This is a genomic window from Flavobacterium sp. (genome assembly GCF_049318185.1).
Classification (GTDB): Bacteria; Bacteroidota; Bacteroidia; order Flavobacteriales; family Flavobacteriaceae; genus Flavobacterium.
Genome location: NZ_JBMOGV010000012.1, coordinates 1 through 18,221, shown reverse-complemented (window position 1 = coordinate 18,221; position 18,221 = coordinate 1). Strand labels below are relative to the sequence as shown.

Annotated in this window: 12 protein-coding genes; 8 read left to right on the top strand and 4 right to left on the bottom strand. The window is 33.5% G+C overall.

From position 1 onward, the window contains the following. Positions 1 to 8 precede the first annotated feature (8 nt). Both mfd and ACOYLT_RS02375 read right to left on the bottom strand, forming a co-directional pair. On the bottom strand, positions 9 to 3,371 hold the full coding sequence (gene mfd, locus ACOYLT_RS02380) for a transcription-repair coupling factor (protein WP_422852241.1): 3,363 nt from the start codon (positions 3,369 to 3,371) through the stop codon (positions 9 to 11). A gap of 3 nt (positions 3,372 to 3,374) precedes the next feature. Beyond that, positions 3,375 to 3,968: a hypothetical protein gene (locus ACOYLT_RS02375; RefSeq protein WP_422852240.1), complete on the bottom strand. Its 594-nt coding sequence runs from the start codon at positions 3,966 to 3,968 to the stop codon at positions 3,375 to 3,377. A gap of 196 nt (positions 3,969 to 4,164) precedes the next feature. On the opposite strand from ACOYLT_RS02375, the gene ACOYLT_RS02370 reads away from it, so the two are divergent. Then, the gene (locus tag ACOYLT_RS02370) at positions 4,165 to 5,103 is read left to right on the top strand and encodes an L-threonine 3-dehydrogenase (protein ID WP_422852239.1); all 939 of its coding nucleotides are present in this window, start codon (positions 4,165 to 4,167) and stop codon (positions 5,101 to 5,103) included. Between the two features lies 1 nt (position 5,104). Here the strand turns inward: ACOYLT_RS02370 and ACOYLT_RS02365 are convergent, their stop codons facing one another. Next, entirely contained in the window at positions 5,105 to 5,605 is a 501-nt protein-coding gene (locus tag ACOYLT_RS02365; RefSeq protein ID WP_422852238.1) for a nuclear transport factor 2 family protein, read from the bottom strand. 124 nt (positions 5,606 to 5,729) lie between these two features. On the opposite strand from ACOYLT_RS02365, the gene ACOYLT_RS02360 reads away from it, so the two are divergent. Then, positions 5,730 to 7,316 carry a L,D-transpeptidase family protein gene (locus tag ACOYLT_RS02360; protein ID WP_422852237.1) on the top strand — a complete coding sequence of 529 codons (1,587 nt, stop codon included), beginning with the start codon at positions 5,730 to 5,732 and terminating at the stop codon, positions 7,314 to 7,316. Between the two features lie 143 nt (positions 7,317 to 7,459). Here ACOYLT_RS02360 and ACOYLT_RS02355 read toward each other — a convergent pair whose 3' ends face one another. Beyond that, on the bottom strand, positions 7,460 to 9,481 hold the full coding sequence (locus ACOYLT_RS02355) for a M13 family metallopeptidase (protein ID WP_422852236.1): 2,022 nt from the start codon (positions 9,479 to 9,481) through the stop codon (positions 7,460 to 7,462). A 120-nt stretch (positions 9,482 to 9,601) separates the two neighbouring features. Between ACOYLT_RS02355 and ACOYLT_RS02350 the strand changes: the two genes are divergently transcribed. The 6 genes from ACOYLT_RS02350 to ACOYLT_RS02325 all read left to right on the top strand — a co-directional run. Continuing rightward, on the top strand, positions 9,602 to 10,549 hold the full coding sequence (locus ACOYLT_RS02350; RefSeq protein WP_422852235.1) for a 2-hydroxyacid dehydrogenase: 948 nt from the start codon (positions 9,602 to 9,604) through the stop codon (positions 10,547 to 10,549). Between the two features lie 87 nt (positions 10,550 to 10,636). After that, entirely contained in the window at positions 10,637 to 11,023 is a 387-nt protein-coding gene (locus ACOYLT_RS02345) for a DUF4234 domain-containing protein (RefSeq protein ID WP_422852234.1), read from the top strand. A gap of 53 nt (positions 11,024 to 11,076) precedes the next feature. Next, positions 11,077 to 11,463, top strand: a complete 387-nt coding sequence (locus ACOYLT_RS02340) for a DUF2752 domain-containing protein (RefSeq protein WP_422852233.1) — start codon at positions 11,077 to 11,079, stop codon at positions 11,461 to 11,463. Positions 11,464 to 11,576: 113 nt separating this feature from the next. After that, positions 11,577 to 12,068: a DUF805 domain-containing protein gene (locus ACOYLT_RS02335; RefSeq protein ID WP_422852232.1), complete on the top strand. Its 492-nt coding sequence runs from the start codon at positions 11,577 to 11,579 to the stop codon at positions 12,066 to 12,068. A 210-nt stretch (positions 12,069 to 12,278) separates the two neighbouring features. Further along, positions 12,279 to 13,430, top strand: a complete 1,152-nt coding sequence (locus tag ACOYLT_RS02330; RefSeq protein ID WP_422852231.1) for a glycoside hydrolase family 16 protein — start codon at positions 12,279 to 12,281, stop codon at positions 13,428 to 13,430. Positions 13,431 to 13,858: 428 nt separating this feature from the next. Continuing rightward, positions 13,859 to 18,221, top strand: a 4,363-nt coding sequence (locus tag ACOYLT_RS02325; protein WP_422852230.1) for an Ig-like domain-containing protein, incomplete at its 3' end; no start/stop codon positions are given.

Below are 18,221 nucleotides of genomic sequence, written 5' to 3'. Positions count from 1 at the left end.
AATTTATTTTAATTCTTCATCAATTCCATGAACTCCAATGCTCGCGAAATTGACTTCACATTTTCAAAAGTGAGTACTAATCGCAAGCCGCTTTTGGTTTCTTTCTCCTTCATTTTACAAATGTTACCATGTTGCTGGACAAACTGCAACATGTGTCGGAATTGCTTCGAATTATAATAAGCTGATTGCTGGTCAGAAACAAAATAGCCAATCAGTTTGCCCTGTTTCATTACGATACGCTCTATTCCCATTTGAATAGCAATCCACTTGATGCGAATACTATTTAATAAAGCTTTGGCTTCTTTTGGTAAAGGGCCAAATCGGTCTATAAGTTTGATTTCATAGGCCAACAAACCATCTTCATCTTTAATAGTTCCTAGTTCATTATACAAATTTAAACGCTCAGAAATATTATTGATATATTCATCAGGAAACAGCAATTCAAAGTCGGTATCTATCTGAAGGTCTTTAACATATTCTTTATTTTCGTCTTCATTTCCATCTTCATACAAATCCTTGAACTCATTTTCCTTTAATTCTTCAATAGCTTCATTCATGATTTTTTGATAGGTTTCAAAACCAATTTCATTGATGAAGCCACTTTGTTCACCTCCTAATAAATCTCCGGCACCACGAATTTCCAAATCTTTCATGGCAATATTGAAACCGCTGCCCAATTCACTGAATTGTTCCAAAGCTTGAATTCGTTTACGAGCATCATCAGTCATCGCAGAATAGGGAGGGCATATAAAATAACAAAACGCTTTCTTGTTACTTCTACCCACTCTTCCTCGCATTTGGTGTAAATCAGACAATCCGAAATTATTAGCATTGTTGATGAAAATCGTGTTGGCATTCGGCACATCCAAACCACTTTCGATAATAGTGGTGGCAACCAAAACATCAAAATCCCCATTCATAAAACCAAGCATTAGTTCTTCTAGCTTTGTACCTTCCATTTGTCCGTGACCAATCCCAACGCGTGCATCAGGAACTAATCGCTGAATCATTCCTGCAATTTCTTTGATATTTTCAATTCGGTTATTGATAAAAAAGACTTGCCCGTTTCGTTGTATTTCATAAGAAATTGCATCTCGAATCAGCTCCTCATTAAAACCTACTACTTGCGACTCGATAGGATAACGATTGGGTGGTGGTGTTGTGATGACTGATAAATCTCGAGCTGCCATTAAAGAAAACTGAAGTGTTCTTGGAATTGGTGTGGCAGTTAAAGTCAGCGTATCAACATTTGCTGCTATGGTTTTCAATTTGTCTTTTACATTGACCCCAAATTTTTGCTCTTCATCTACAATCAATAAACCTAAATCTTTAAAAACTACATTTTTGTTAACCAATTGATGCGTACCAATTATAATATCTAATTTTCCCGAAGCTAATTCTTCTAAAGTTTGTGCTTTTTGTTTGGCAGTTCGGAAACGATTTAAATAACCCACACGAACAGGCATTTCTTTTAATCTTTCTCTAAAAGTTCGATAATGTTGGTAGGCCAAAATGGTAGTTGGCACCAAAATAGCCACTTGTTTACTGTTGTCCACCGCTTTGAAAGCAGCACGAATAGCTACTTCAGTTTTTCCAAAACCTACATCACCACAAACCAAGCGATCCATTGGACGGTCTTTTTCCATATCGGCTTTTACGTCTTGTGTGGCGGTAATTTGGTCTGGGGTGTCTTCGTAAATGAACGAGCTTTCTAATTCTTTTTGCAAATAACTATCGGGCGCAAACTGGAAACCTTTCTCTAATCTTCGTTTGGCGTAGAGTTGAATTAGGTTAAAAGCAATATGTTTTACACGCGCTTTTGTTTTTTGTTTCAACACTTTCCAAGCATTCGATCCGAGTTTATAAATCTTCGGAGGTATCCCGTCTTTTCCGTTGTATTTGGAAATTTTATGAAGCGAATGAATGCTTACATATACAATGTCGTTATCAGCATAAACGAGTTTAATAGCTTCTTGTGTTTTCCCCTCTACCTGAATTTTTTGCAACCCTCCAAACTTTCCAATTCCATGATCAATATGCGTTACATAATCGCCAACAGATAAAGAATTTAGTTCTTTTAGTGTTAGTGTTTGCTTTTTGGTATAACCATTTTTGATACTGAATTTATGATAACGTTCAAAAATTTGATGGTCAGTATAGCAGGCAATTTGGTTTTCTTCATCAATGAAACCTTGATATAGCGAAGCAACAATAGTGTGGTATTGATTACGAACATTCTCATGATTGGCCTCGTCTAAACTTTCAAAAATATCATGAAAACGATTGGCTTGCCCTTCATTAGAACAGAATAGATAATTGGTGTAGCCATTAAAATGATTATCACTCAAATTATTTAGTAGCAAATCAAATTGTTTATTGAAGGAAGGTTGAGGTTGTATATGATATTCAAAAGTTTTAGTAGTTTTAAACAGCGGTTTGTTAGATAATTCGATGATTGAAAAATCCAATGCTTTCCGCAAAAATCCTTCTTCATTTAAAAATAAATGTTCTGGAGAAGCATGTTTGACATCTTTAGATAGTTTATCGAAGGTTTCAATTGCTTTTGTAAAAAGTTTATCGAGTTGTGATGTTAAAAACGCTGTATTCTCTATACATAAAACCGTTTTGTCACTTATATAATCAAGGAAACTTTCCCGATTTTCTTTGATGAATTTATTTTCTAGATTGGGAATTATAGTAATCTTGTTTTGTTTTTCTACTGATAGTTGGGTTTCCACATCAAAGGTTCTGATGCTGTCCACTTCATTACCAAAAAATTCTATACGATACGGATTGTCATTGGAAAAAGAAAACACATCTAAAATGCCGCCACGAACAGAAAATTCTCCAGGTTCAGTAATAAAATCGACGCGTTTGAATTCATATTCAAATAAAATTTCGTTGATAAAATCAATAGAAACATTTTCGCCAACTGCAATTTTTAGCGTGTTTTTGTCGAGTTCTTTTCGAGTAACTACTTTTTCAAAAAGTGCTTCGGGATAGGTAACAATAACCGCTGGTTTTTTCCGAGAATTAATTCTATTCAATACTTCGGAACGTAGCAAAACGTTGGCATTATCAGTTTCTTCAATTTGATAAGGTCTGCGATAGGAGCTAGGATAGAACAGCACATCATTGGCGCCAATCATTTGCTCCAAATCATTAAGAATATAGGCCGCTTCTTCCTTTTCGTTTAGAATTAGCAAAAAAGGTTTTTCACTTTTTTTAAAAATGGCTTGAAAAACAAAAGATAATGAGGATCCTAAAAGTCCTTTTAATTGAATTTTACTCAAAGGATTTTCAAGAGTTTCTACAATTTGCTTGACTTTCGCCGAATGCAGATAACTGTTGTATAAAGAATCTTGGCTCAAAGTTTATTTGATGATTTTTGCATTCGAGTTGTTTGGTATGGCTCTTATAGTATCTAGCATTTTTAACATATCGCTTTCACCATCTTCTATTTTGATTTGACTTTTGCGATTAATTTCTTCAAATTGAAATTGTAAGGAACTAATTTCTGTATTTACCTCTTGTACCAATTTTACAATTTTAGCAGCAGGAATTTGATTTAAATGGATATATAGATTAATGGCATTAATCTTAGTGCACAAAGCATTAATCCTGCTTTTAATTTCGGGAATATTAAATTCAATAGGAACATTGTTATTTATATCGTTGGCTCTTTTAGAAAGTGTTTTAGCTTTTTGTTGAAAAGCACCTAAACTACTTTTTGGTTTTTGTGCTAATTCATTTAATAAAACACGCCATTCTCCCCAAGTATTAGTCAAGGAACGTGATGTTTCATTGTTAGGTTGTACAGAAAAGTTCCAACCATTACTAATGTTTTTGAATATCACTTCTTTTTTTTGCACTTCTTTTTCTTGGGCTAATGCACGAAGTTTTGGATCTTCTTGGCAGGAAGTGATAAAAAGCAACCCTAAAAGTAATGAAGAAAAAGTTATTTTCATCTCTAAGAAATTAATAAATATAAAAGTACAAAGGTAAAAGGAAACTATATTAAGAACTAGTCAAACGGACTATTATTTTGTTAAAAAAGAAAGGAAACTTTTAACTAAAGATACCTTCATGAAAGCTTATCTTTGTTAAACAAACACGCAATTCGTTCTCAAATTATATGTAGCGAAGCGGAGTAAATTTTACTAAATGAGTACAAAAATTTTAATTATTGGTGCTTGTGGACAAATAGGTAATGAGCTCACCAAAAAACTAAGAACTATCTACGGGGTTGATAACGTTATTGCTTCTGATATTCGAAAACTAAATATTGATATTGTTAACGAAGGTATTTTTGAAGTAGTAAACGCGTTAGACTTTAATCAAATTGAGCATTTAGTTGAACAATATCAAATCACCGACATTTATTTGATGGCAGCATTATTGTCAGCAACGGCAGAAAAAAATCCAGCTTTTGCATGGGATTTGAATATGAATTCGCTTTTTCATGTCTTGAATTTAGCGAAAGCTAAAAAGATAAAAAAAATATTTTGGCCTTCATCTATCGCTGTTTTTGGACCAACAACCCCAAGAGACAATACACCACAATACACCATCATGGAACCCACGACTGTATATGGTATTAGTAAACAAACGGGTGAAAGATGGTGTGAATATTATCATCATGTTTATGGTGTTGATGTGAGAAGTATTAGGTATCCAGGTTTAATTAGTTGGTCAACGGAACCTGGTGGTGGCACAACGGATTATGCTGTTGATATTTATCACAAAGCATTAAAAAACAGCAAGTATGAATGTTTTCTTTCTGAAGACACCTCCTTGCCAATGATGTATATGGATGATGCTATTAGAGCCACACTAGAAATTATGCAAGCGCCAAAAGAAGCTATAAAAATCCGATCCTCCTATAATTTATCGGGAGTGAGTTTTACGCCAAAACAAATAGCTGCCGAAATTAAGAAACACATCCCAAATTTAATGATTACTTATAAACCAGATTTCCGTCAGAAGATTGCCGACAGCTGGCCAGCTTCTATAGATGATAGTTGCGCCAGAAAGGATTGGCATTGGAAACATAAATTTGATTTAGCCTCAATGACTGTTGAGATGTTGGAAAATCTAAAGTAATTTATTTGTTTTCCTTTAAAGTACTAATTAAAGCATCTTCTATTGGGGCTTTAATTTTTATGACTTCATCGGTTGTATCATTTGGAATAGTCATGGAAAGCACATAGTGTTTTATTTTCCAATTTCCATTAATTAAAATTAGAACACCTGAACCTCGACAAATTTTCATTTGTGTATTTAGTAGTTCATCAAACCAAGCCATTTTTTTATCATTATTAAAGTAAATATGTCTTTCTAAAGCAGTAAAACTCCATGCTTTTCCTTTCTCAAAATAAGGTTTTGCAAAGGCTTGAAAAGCTGGTTTAGTCCAATTTTCTGTGGCATCAGTTCCAATAAAGATAGAATCATCCGTTAACAAATTGAAGTAATTTGAATAATTTGCTTCAGCGGCTGCTTTGTGCCAGTTGTCTAACATACTATTTATTTCTTTTTCTGCTTTTTCTTGAGCATTTGTAGTAGAGTAGATTAGTGTGAATACTATAAAAAGAAATGATTTTTTCATAACAAATATGTATTTGTAATAGTTTAAAATTGTAGATTACATCTATGAAGTAAAGATACTAAATTGAGGTTGATTGAAATGGACCATGTTTTTGTATTTTTATATTAAAATTAGAGGTGTTTTTATGAAGAACAGACAATTTTTTTGGGTTTTAATTTTAGTCTTTGTGATTGCGGTTTCATTGACCAGTTGGCATTGTGCTAAAAAAGAAAATAATATACTCAATAAAGAAAATAGTAAGTACTCTAATGAAAAAGTCTTACTCTCATTTGATAGCACATTGGTAGAAACTTTTTATGCCAAGTATCCTAAATTATTCACTTACAAAAAACAGACAACTTCTTTGTATAAAAAAAACCAATATTCTTTTATTTGGTATGATAAAAAAGGAAGAAAAGAAACAGCTGATGTAATTTATAATAAACTAAATAATTTGTTTGAAGATGGATTGGAAACAAAAGTTCCTTATAAAAGTGAATTGGACGCCATGTTTCAAAAGACAACATCAAAACCTAATATTGATGTTGAATTGTTTTTGACAAATTATTATTTTTTTTATACCAACAAAGTTTTGCAGGGACTTGATGAAACAAAATCAAATGATTTAGGTTGGTATTTGCCTAGAAAAAAACAATCGTATGTTGACTACCTTGACTCTTTATTAGTTGATCCAAAACTAATCAACAAAAACGAACAATTGATAGGCCAGTATTATAAACTCAAAGCGGTGTTACATAAATACATAGCTATAGAAAAAAATGGAGGTTGGAAACCAATTAAATTTCCAGAAGGGTTAAAAGAATTAAAACCAGGAGATAGCTCTAGTATTGTTGAAGACATAAGAAGTCGTTTACTTTTAACTGGAGATATTGGGGCCAATTCTAAAAGTAAAGTGTATGATGAGTCATTAGCAAAAGCTGTTTTGAAATATAAAAAACGAAACGGTTTCTTTTCGGACAATATAATTCTGCCTAAACATATTCAAGAAATGAATGTTTCTATAAGCGACAGAATAAAAACAATCATTGTAAATATGGAACGCTGCAGATGGATTGCTAAAGATATAATAAAGGACAAAGAATTTATAGTAATAAATATTCCATCTTACCGTTTAACTTATTTCAAAGAAGATAAAGTTGTTTTGAGTTCTGATGTAGTAGTTGGAACTTCATTAAATAAAACGGTTGTCTTTAGTGGCATGATGAGTTATATTGTTTTTTGTCCTTATTGGAATGTGCCCAACAGTATTAAAGAAAAAGAAATTCTTCCAGCACTAAGGAAGAATAAAAACTATTTAATAAATCACCAAATGGAGTGGCATAACGGAAATATCAGACAAAAACCTGGGCCAAAAAACTCCTTAGGATTGATAAAGTTTCTGTTTCCAAATAACAATAATATTTATTTACATGATACACCTTCAAAATCTTTGTTTAATGAAGAGAAACGTGCTTTTAGTCATGGCTGTATAAGAATTGCAAAACCTAAAGAGCTAGCAGAGCTTATCTTAAAAAACGACCCAAATTGGTCACCTGAAAAAATAGATGCTGCTATGAATGGAGGTAAAGAAAAATGGATTACACTTAAAAATAAAATTCCCGTACACATAGGGTATTTCACTTCTTGGGTAGACGAAGAAGGGAATATTAATTTTTATAAAGACATCTATAACAGGGATAACACTTTAGCTTCTCTGTTATTGGAAAATTAATTTTTTTGTTAGATTTAATTTGAAGTCATCTTATTTAAATGCACAATCATACTTAACTTTTCTTTCCATAAAAAATGCCCCAAATAGCGTCAAACTTTTTGGGACATTTTCACTGCTGGGTTTTTATATTATGGTTTAAAATATCACCAAATTTTCACTCGCTTTTCTGGAGCAAGATATAATGAATCCGTTGATTTTATTTTGAATGCTTCATAAAATTCGGGTATGTTTCTAACAACCCCATTAATTCGGAACTTAGCGGGTGAATGTGGGTCGCCTGCAATTTGGCTACGAATAGCTTCTTCTCGTGCTTTTTCACCCCAAACTTGTCCCCAGCCCAAGAAAACTCGCTGCATACCAGTGAAACCATCCATAACAGGTGCTTCTTTGCCATTTAAACTTGCTTTGTAAGCTTTTATAGCAATACTTAATCCGCCAAGGTCACCAATATTTTCTCCCAAAGTAAAATCGCCATTCACATTCAAATCAGGGAATGCTTTGAATCCATTGTATTGAGCAACCAGTGCATTTGTTTTGGCTTTAAAAGCTGTTAAATCGTTTGGTGTCCACCAGTTTTTCATTACACCATCACCATCAAAAGTGGCTCCTTGGTCATCAAATCCGTGGCCAATTTCATGGCCAATCACGGCTCCAATACCACCATAATTTACGGCATCATCTGCATTTAAATCAAAGAAAGGCGGTTGCAAAATAGCTGCAGGAAATACAATTTCGTTAAGCGAAGGATTGTAGTAAGCATTCACCGTTTGCGGAGTCATGCCCCATTCTGTTCTATCTACAGGTTTGCCTAGTTTGTCAAGCTCTCTTTTATATTCGAATTCATTGGCTCTAACTGCATTTCCATAAAGATCATTTTTTGAAACTTTCAGCGCAGAGTAGTCTCTCCATGTGTCAGGATACCCAATTTTAATCATGAATTTATCAACCTTGGCCAACGCTTGTTTTTTGGTGTCAGCACTCATCCATTCTAATCTTTTAATGCTTTCAGTATATGCTTTTAAAAGGTTTTTAACCAAAGTGACCATGCGTTCTTTAGCTTCAGGAGAGAAGTGTTTCTCAACATATACTTTCCCTACCATTTCGCCTAACGCACCGTTCACTGCATTTACAGCTCGTTTCCAGTCTTCTTCAGGTTTTTCAACACCATATAATATTTTACTATAAAACTCAAAATCTTGTTTATCCAATGCTGTGTTCAGTCTATTAGCATTTCTGTTGATTAGCCCCCATTTTAGATAGATTTTCCAAGTATCAAGTGGGGTGTTTTTAATGATATTGTTTAAGCTTTTTGTGTTTTCAACTTGTGATATTATAATTGTTTTTTCCTTGTCCATACCAGCAGTTTTGAGCATAGCTTTCCAATCAAAATCGGGCATCAAAGTTTTTAAATCAGCTGTATTATATTTATTGTAAAGTTTTACAACATCACGGGTGTCTTCTTTTTTCATATGACTTGAAGCTATGGTAGTTTCAAGTGCCATTACTTTAGCAGCGTTTTCTGTTGGATTTTCGATATTACATAATTGCAGCATTTTTTCAATATGTGCTACATATTTTTTACGAATATCTGTCATCTTTGCGTCGGTTGAAGTATAATATTCTCTCTCGGGAAGGCTAATTCCCGACTGCCAGGTTGTTAACACATATTCATTTGGATTTTTAGAATCCTGACTAACAAATATATTAATAGGTACCGTAACCCCTGTTCTGTTCGAAACCCCAAAATAATTGGCCAAATCAGTATAATTGGCAATCAAATCTATAGCTTTTAAATCAGGCTGAATAGGTTTTATTCCTTTGGCATCACGGTCTTTTCTATTCATGAAAGCAGCGAAGTAATCACCTATTTTCTGTTTGTCGCTACCATCGGCATTATCACCTTTTGCAGCGTCTTCAATAATTGACTTTACATCTTTTTGAGATTGGTCGTATAGTAAATCAAAAGCACCGTAGGATGCTTTATCTGCGGGAATTTTGGTGTTTTTATACCAAGTTCCATTTACATAATTGGCAAAATTGTCGCCTGGACTTACTAGTGTGTCCATATTTTTTTTATTGATGCCAGATGTAAGTTCTTTTTGATTACAAGCAGATAATAATAAAGCGTAGCTTATCAAAGTTAATGCTGTTTTGATGTTTTTCATAAGTAAGTTTTTATGATTATTAAGCTAATATAGACAAATTAATTCAAGTAATTTATTTACCAAATTGAAAATCCATTAAAAACAGTATATTTACTTTTTCAAGCATATAACAAGTCTTAAATGGAAACGGTTAAAATACTTCATATAGATAGTAATCATAACTTGTTATGGGAACAATTGGAACAAGCAGGTTTTCAAAATGAAGCTGATTATACTTCTTCAAAGGAACTTATTGAAACTAAAATTCAAAACTACCAAGGCATCGTTATTCGTAGTCGATTTGCAATTGACAAAACCTTTTTAGATAAAGCATCAAATTTGAAATTTATTGCTCGTGTTGGAGCCGGATTAGAAAGTATTGATTGTGAGTATGCCAATTCAAAAAATATTCATTTGATTGCAGCGCCAGAAGGTAATAGAAACGCCGTTGGGGAACATGCCATAGGAATTCTATTATCGTTAATGAATAAATTAAATAGAGCAGACAAATTGGTGCGCGAAGGGAAATGGATCCGTGAAGGAAATCGTGGTTTTGAATTAGAAGGGAAAACAGTAGGGATAGTAGGATATGGTAACATGGGAAAATCATTTGCCAAAAAGCTCAAAGGTTTTGATGTAGAAGTTTTGTGTTATGATATTCTTCCTAATGTGGGCGATGAAAACGCAACACAAGTTTCCTTAAAAGAATTACAGGCAAATGCAGATGTGTTGAGTTTGCATATACCTTGGACACCAGAAACAGATAAATTAGTGAATTATGATTTTATTAATGCTTTCAACAAGCCGTTTTGGTTCATTAATACATCTCGAGGCAAAAATGTCGTTACGGATGATTTAGTTGCTGCCTTGCAATCAGGAAAAATTTTAGGGGCAGGATTAGATGTATTAGAGTATGAGAAATTATCTTTTGAAAATCTTTTCATTGCTACAGAAAAACCAAAAGCATTTGACTACTTATTGCAAGCAGAAAATGTTTTACTTACTCCACATATTGCAGGCTGGACTTTTGAGAGTCATGAAAAATTAGCACAAGTAACAGTTGATAAAATTATAAAGCTATATGGGTGAAAATATCAATAGTGAACCAATTGATAGTGCTTTCTTATAAATTTTTATATTTTAGCCATAAATAATAAACAACTAAAATCTAAAAATATGGAAGTAATTAATAACTCTAATGAACATGAAAACAAACCTATTAATATTCCAGAATTCAAAGTAGATCCAATATTAGTTTTAATATTTAGTTTTTTAACCTGTGGCTTATACTTAATTTATTGGAATATTAAAATCGCTGAAGTGCTAAATACTGTTGTTGAAAGAGAAATAATCTCAACTCCGTTAGCCGTTTTTTCGGGCTGTTGCTTACCTGTCCATGTATATTTCTATTACATAGTAGCTAAAGATGGATTACCTAAAGTATATCAAATTACAGGTGAATTGCAAAAAGATCAATCCACGTTGCTTATTGTTTTAGGTTTTGTTTTTCCAATTGCTGCTGCAATGATTGTTCAAGGCGATATTAACAGACTATACAAATAGAAAAACGAACAAAATATAAAATATACGGCATTATCGGTGCAATTTTAACACTGATGATACCGTTTTTTTTGATGCTGACAAATGAGGGTGACCATTTAAAAAAGAGTCAATCATTGTGTCCAATTAAAATGCTAACGGGATTTCCTTGTCCATCTTGCGGTATTACTAAATCTATTGTTTGTTTTTATCAAGGTGATTTTTTTGGAAGTTATTCATACCATGTTTTGGGACCAATAGTTGTTGTATTTAGCTTTTGCGTTATTGCATTACTGAGCGCAGAACTAATTACGAAGAAAGACTATTTTAAAGAATATATCTATAGCAAAAAACTTGCTTATGGATTGGCAATTTTTCTAGTTATATATCATGTTTTTAGATTAATTTATTTTATAAAACAACATTCTTTTTATTATATATTAAAAGAGTCTATTTGGAGATAATAATAATCTAAACTTTTTATAATTATTATCAAAATTCTTTATATTTGAAATTAGTAACCAAAAAGGAGTCACCGAAAATCCTTAAGAGTAGGAATAATTAAAAACTAAAATTTATGTTTGATTGGTACAAAAAAGTTGTTTTTGAAAACTATTTTAATTTCAGTGGTCGTGCAAGACGATCTGAATATTGGTATTTTACTCTTGTGAATTTGTTATTTGCAGCAGCAACTGCAGCGATAGACAAAGTATTAGATTTAAAATTTGGTATAAATTCATTGTATAGTTTAGCTGTATTTATACCAGGATTAGCTGTTGCCGTAAGAAGACTTCACGATATTGGTAAAAGCGGGTGGCTATTGTTAATTGTTTATTTAGCAATGATTGCATGCGGAGTATCATTAGTAATTACTGGAATTGCAACTATAGGCGGAAGTTTTTCAGCAGGAATGGGTATAGGAATTATACTTCCAGTAATAATTATTTTAGCCCTTGCAATATGGATGCTAGTGCTTTTTTGTACAAATGGCGATAAAGGCGAAAATAAATATGGACCAGATCCAAAATCAGATGGCGGAGAAGCTAGTAACGAAATAGGTGCCGAATAGTTGATATATTTGAGTTGTCCTAAAATAAGTTAACAAGTTTTACAACAAATTAATTAAAACCAGTGAGGCTATCTTCACTGGCTTTTTTATTTTTTTATAATAAATAAAAATATCCTTTTATTTTGCATCTGTATAGTTTATTTATACAAAAAATAAATCTATGTGTTCTAAAGCTTTGTTTAATTTGTAAAAAATAAATATATTCTATACATGAAAAAACTTGCTACACTGATCTTATTAATTACATCACTTTTTGCAAATGCACAATTTAGTTATCAATCAACAATTAGAAATAATAGTGGTCAATTAGTGACCAATCAAATTATTTCGTTACGATTTAATATTAAGTTAAATGCTGCAACTGGAACAATAGTATATTCTGAAATTCAACATCCGTTAACAAATAGTCAAGGGAATATTACTGTTTTGATTGGAACTGGTACAGCTACAACCGGAAATTTTTCACAAATAAATTGGACTGCAGGTACACATTATTTAACAGTCGAATTTTTTACTGGAACTAATTCTTGTCAATGGATTAATGTGCCTTTTGATCAAAGCGGAACTATTAGTAAAATAGTTTCGTATTGTAATAGCCAATATATTTATGGCTCATGCTCTTCTTTCAGCACTTTAGTTTGGTCAGATGAGTTTAATGGTACGGGAGCTGTATCAGCTACAAATTGGCATCATCAAACGCAACTTCCAAATGGAGGTGGCTGGTATAATGGTGAGGCACAGCATTATACCAATCGTCAGGTTAATTCAAATGTAAGTAGTGGCACTTTAAAAATTGTTGCAAAAAAAGAAACTTTTACCGATCAAGGGCAAACAAAACAATATACTTCTGCTAGATTGAATTCAAAATTTGCTTTTACCTATGGACGAGTAGAAGTGCGAGCAAAGTTAGCTACAGGTGCAGGAACATGGCCAGCTATATGGACGTTAGGTAAAAATATCATTGAACCAGGGGCCTATTGGACAAGCACATATGGAACGACGAATTGGCCAGCCTGTGGCGAAATAGATATTATGGAGCATTGGGGTGTCAATCAAAATTATGTTCAAAGTGCGATGCATACACCATCAAGCTATGGTAGTACTGTTAATCATGGTGGTCAAACAATTGCCACCGCTTCAAGCGACTTTCATATTTACACCCTTGAGTGGACTTCTCAAAAAATGGTGTTCAGTGTAGACGGTATTGTACATTATACTTACAACCCATCAATTAAAGATGCCTCTACATGGCCATTTGATACACCACAATATATTCTATTAAATGTTGCTATGCAGCCAGCTATTGACCCTAGCTTTACACAAAGTGCTATGGAAGTTGATTATGTTAGAGTATACCAATAAGCACTATTTAGTGTAGAAATAAAACACAATTATTTTTAAAATTAATTAAACCAACATTTATGTTGGTTTTTTTATATAAATGATTTATATAAATATTTAGATAATACATTAAAGTTTCTCTAATATCATCAAAATAAAAAATAATTTAGATAATAAATACAGTATTAATAATTAAATATAGTTAAAAATACACTTTTGATTTTTATTAAATTCTTATTTTTAAACCTATTTATTAAATATTTACCCATACATCAACTAAACATTTAAAAAAAGCAATGCTAATTGTTTGCGCCTTAATCCTAACATTTAAAAGGTTTTATGGGATTTTTAAAAAATTTATTAATTGTATAGTTTTTGTATACGCAAACGTTTTCGATTGTGCTTTCTTATTCTTTATGTTTACAATTCAAATCTTAAAATATAACTCAATGAAAAAATTACTATTACTATTTTTCCTGATGACTATTTCATTAGGGTATTCGCAAACCTTTCCTTTAGACTTTTCTGATTCATCAGATTTATTTACAGGAGTTGATGGTGTAACTGCATCAATTGTTTCTGATGGAGGCAATGATGTTCTTCAAATTTTAGGCCCAGCAGGCGAAGGTGGGACTTGGGATAATTCCCAATTAACTCTTTCTCAGAATTTAAATCTTTCTGACAATGCTAACAATACTATTACTTTCAGATTTAAAGCAAGTGCAGGTTCAAGTGGACAACACTTATTGAAGTTTGAAGGTGGAGTTGGGGGTGCTGCTGTTGCTGAAGGGTTTTTTAACTCAACAGGAACAGACTGGCAAAATATAACTATAGATTTTGGAGCCGGTCTAGGTAACTACTCCAAAGTAGTAATTTTCACCGATTCTGGGGCAGCTTCAAATGGTTGGAATAACTCTGGTACAGGAACATATCTTATTGATGATTTGGCTGGGGGTACTAATGTAGCTCCTCCTGTTGTCCTATCACCAGCTGCAGCTGCTAGTACACCTTCACGAAACGCAGCTGATGTAATTTCTATATTTAGTGGTGCATATACGGATGTTGCAGGAACTAACTTTTTTCCAAACTGGGGACAAGCTACTCAATATTCACAAGTTTCTATTGCAGGAAATCCTACATTAAAATATTCAAATTTAAATTATCAAGGAATTACTTTTGGAACACCTATTAATGGTTCGTCAATGGAATCTTTACATTTTGATATTTGGACGGCAGATTGTTCTTCTTTTGATATGTTTATACTTGATGGATCTAATCCTGAAGAAAAATATACAGTTACCCCAACTTTAAGTGGTTGGAATAGTTATGATATTAATTTATCTTCTTATCCTAATTTAACAAAATCTAATCTTGTAGAATTTAAGATTGTAGGAAATGGCACTGTCTATTTAGACAACATTTATTTCTGGAAATCAGCTAATTTACCAACTTTAAGCAATTTTTCAATTGCAACAAAAGCGAATGGTTCAGCACCATTTACTATCACTCCACCTAATAGTAATAGTTCAGGTGATTTTACTTATACTAGTAGCAATCCTAACGTAGCTACAATATCTGGAAATACTATAACTATTACTGGAGTAGGCCAAACTACTATCACAGCTAATCAAGCAGCTGCAGGATCTTATATCGCTGGAAGTATCTCGGCTATATTTGTTGTAACTCCAGGACCTGCTCCTGCTCCAACAGCTTCTGCCGCAAATGTAATACCAATATTTACTGATGCATATCCATCAATTGAACAAACAACAGTGGATTCATTTAGAACTGTTTGGTCATCTGCATCACTTGAAAACATTGTTTTATCAGGAAATAATACACTTAGTTATTCAAGCCTTGGGTTTGTGGGTATTGAAACCACATCAAGTCCAGTTGATGCTAGTGGAATGAATTTATTTCATATTGATGTATATACGGCAACAACTACAACTTTTAAAGTTAAATTAGTTGATTTTGGTGCTAATGGAGTTTATGGTGGTGATGATACAGAGCATGAAATTACTTTAACTACAGAAATAGGATGGAATAGTTTCAATTTGTTATTGTCTAGTTTTACTGGTTTAACAACAACAGCTCACATTGCACAATATATTCTTTCAGGAAATGGTTCTGCATATGTTGATAATATTTATTTTGCATATCAAACTATTACTGTTCCGCCTGCTTTAAGTGGTTTTTCTATTCCTTCAAAAGCAACGGGAGATGCTGATTTTGCCATTACTCCTCCAACAAGTACTAGCCCAGGAACTTTTACTTACTTAAGTAGTAATACAGCTGTGGCAACTATAGTAAATGGTAATTCTATTCATATCGTTGGTATTGGTACAACTACAATCACCGCGAATCAAGCTGCTTCTGGAAATTATACTTCTGGGTCAATAACTGCAAGTTTTGAAGTTACTGCTCCAATAGCACAAGCTCCAACAACAGCTGCCCCAACACCTCCTGCAAGAAATGCATGGGATGTTGTATCTTTATTTAGTGGCGCCTATGCTAATGTAACTTTAAATGAACTTCCTACATCATGGTCTCAATTGGCATTATCACCTTTTTCGGTTGAAACTATTGACGGAAATGCTACATGGAAATTTGGAGGTGAATTCTTAGGTATGGTTACCAATTATGATAATGGTATCGATTTAACTCAAATGACCACTATGCATATCGATTATTGGACACCTGATAATAAAGTTATGATAGCTAAAATTGTAAATACTACTGGTCCTACAACAGAAGGACTTACCATTGTTCAAGATCCAGTTGTAACGGGCACTTGGAGAAGTGTAGATATTCCAATGACCCAATTTGGGACATCAGTTAATAAGTCTAAAATTACACAGATTTTATTAGACCCACAATTAGGTGGATCTACTGTATATGTTGATAACTTTTATTTTTATAGACCAGAATCATCTCAGCCATCTCCAACGATAACAAACTTTACAGTTCCAAGTAAACTAGTTGGTGATTCGGCATTTACTTTATCTGCTCCAACAAGCAATAGTTCAGGAGCATTTACATATACAAGTAGTAATCCTGCTGTAGCTACTATAAGCGGGTCTACCGTTACTATAGTAGGGGGTGGAACATCCATAATCACAGCTAATCAAACAGCTGCTGGCGGTTTTGGTCCTGGAACTATCGCAGCTTCTTTTGTTGTATCATTCCCTCCACCAGCAACTGCTGCGGCAACGCCTACAGTTCCTGCGGATAGAGTTTTATCTATTTTTAGTAATGCCTATACTAATGAAGGTGGTGCTTCTTACCCATATTGGGGACAACCTGCAGGGTATATAGCGCCTGCTGTAGTTCAAGTAGGAACACCAGGTAACAGTACGTTAAAAGTTGATAATTTAACGTATCAAGGAGTTCAATTAGCAAGTAATATTGATGTTTCATCAATGACTACGTTGCATGTTGATATTTGGACACCAAATTGTACAACATTTGAGTTCTTTTTAATCGACTCAGCTCCAACTGGAGTTCCACCTGTAGAGCAAGCTGTTTCAGTTTCTCTATTGCCAAATCAATGGAATTCTATTGATATTCCTATGTCATCTTATAACACACTTGCTAAAACTGCAGTTCAACAATTTAAGTTTGTTGGTACGCCATCAGGAAGTGTTGTTTATCTTGATAATATCTACTTTACAAAACCAACACCTACTTCAGTAGCACCTACCACAACAGCGGTTGTTAATTATTGTAGAGGTGCAGTAGCTACACCATTAACGGCAACTGGTTATGGTGGTGCTTTAAAATGGTACACAGGGACTACTAATGCAACTACTGGAGTAACTACTTATGGGACGGCTTCTGCTACAGCGCCAACACCTGTTACAACTACAGTTGGATCTCCTTCAAAAAGATATCAAGTTTCTCAAATGTTATCAAATGGGATCGAAAGCCCAAGAGCAAATATTACAGTTAATGTATTAGCATTGCCAACTGAGGTTTTAGGGGCAATTACTAGTAATACTCCTGGAACTAATCCTGGAACATATGTTGCTGCAACTTTAGCAGTAGGTCAGTTTGTAGGAACTACGAATACAGTATCTTATAGAGTTCCAGAATTTGTTGGGACTGGTTTAACATACTATTGGACAGTACCTACTGGAGTTAATATTGTTAGTCAAGAAGCAAATGTTTTAACAGTTAATTTCCTTAATGTTGCTTCTGGAACAGGAGCAGTTGGAAGTATTACCGTTCAAGCACAAAATGCTAATGGTTGTAGAACTGCAGCAAAAACTATAGCACTTACTAAAGTTTTACCAACAGCGCCAGCGGCAATTAAAATGACAATAGGTTCGTCTTCAACTGCTATTACATCTTTTGCTCCTTATATGGGTACAGCTACTGTGTTAACTTTAACTGCTACACCTTCTACAACTGCAACTTCTTATGTGTGGGAATTGCCTACAGGTGTTAATCTTCTTTCAGGAGCTACTACAACATCAGGAATCACTTCAGGGACCTCAAATGTAATTACAGTTAATTTCTTAGGTGTTACTACAGCTACTTTAGATGATGATTTCTTTACAACAACAGCTGGTGTTAAAACTTATGTATCAAGAATAGGAGTTATATCTAGAAATGGTGTTGGTGTTTCTACTACAAGTAATAGTGGTCTTTCAAATCCAACAACTACTTCAACTGCAAGACTGTTAACTTTAACAGCTGTGGCTCCAGCTGCTCCAGCAACATTAGTATTAACTAATCCAGCATTACCAGGTACAGCAGCCACAACAGCTATTACAAATATTAGTAAATATATTGGAACTTCTACGTATT

Coding starts and splice junctions, on each gene's coding strand:
- ACOYLT_RS02375 (WP_422852240.1), bottom strand. CDS start 3,968: ATGAAAATAACTTTTTCTTCATTACTTTTAGGGTTGCTTTTTATCACT.
- ACOYLT_RS02345 (WP_422852234.1), top strand. CDS start 10,637: ATGGAAGTAATTAATAACTCTAATGAACATGAAAACAAACCTATTAAT.
- ACOYLT_RS02350 (WP_422852235.1), top strand. CDS start 9,602: ATGGAAACGGTTAAAATACTTCATATAGATAGTAATCATAACTTGTTA.
- ACOYLT_RS02340 (WP_422852233.1), top strand. CDS start 11,077: ATGATACCGTTTTTTTTGATGCTGACAAATGAGGGTGACCATTTAAAA.
- ACOYLT_RS02360 (WP_422852237.1), top strand. CDS start 5,730: ATGAAGAACAGACAATTTTTTTGGGTTTTAATTTTAGTCTTTGTGATT.
- ACOYLT_RS02365 (WP_422852238.1), bottom strand. CDS start 5,605: ATGAAAAAATCATTTCTTTTTATAGTATTCACACTAATCTACTCTACT.
- ACOYLT_RS02355 (WP_422852236.1), bottom strand. CDS start 9,481: ATGAAAAACATCAAAACAGCATTAACTTTGATAAGCTACGCTTTATTA.
- ACOYLT_RS02370 (WP_422852239.1), top strand. CDS start 4,165: ATGAGTACAAAAATTTTAATTATTGGTGCTTGTGGACAAATAGGTAAT.
- ACOYLT_RS02335 (WP_422852232.1), top strand. CDS start 11,577: ATGTTTGATTGGTACAAAAAAGTTGTTTTTGAAAACTATTTTAATTTC.
- ACOYLT_RS02330 (WP_422852231.1), top strand. CDS start 12,279: ATGAAAAAACTTGCTACACTGATCTTATTAATTACATCACTTTTTGCA.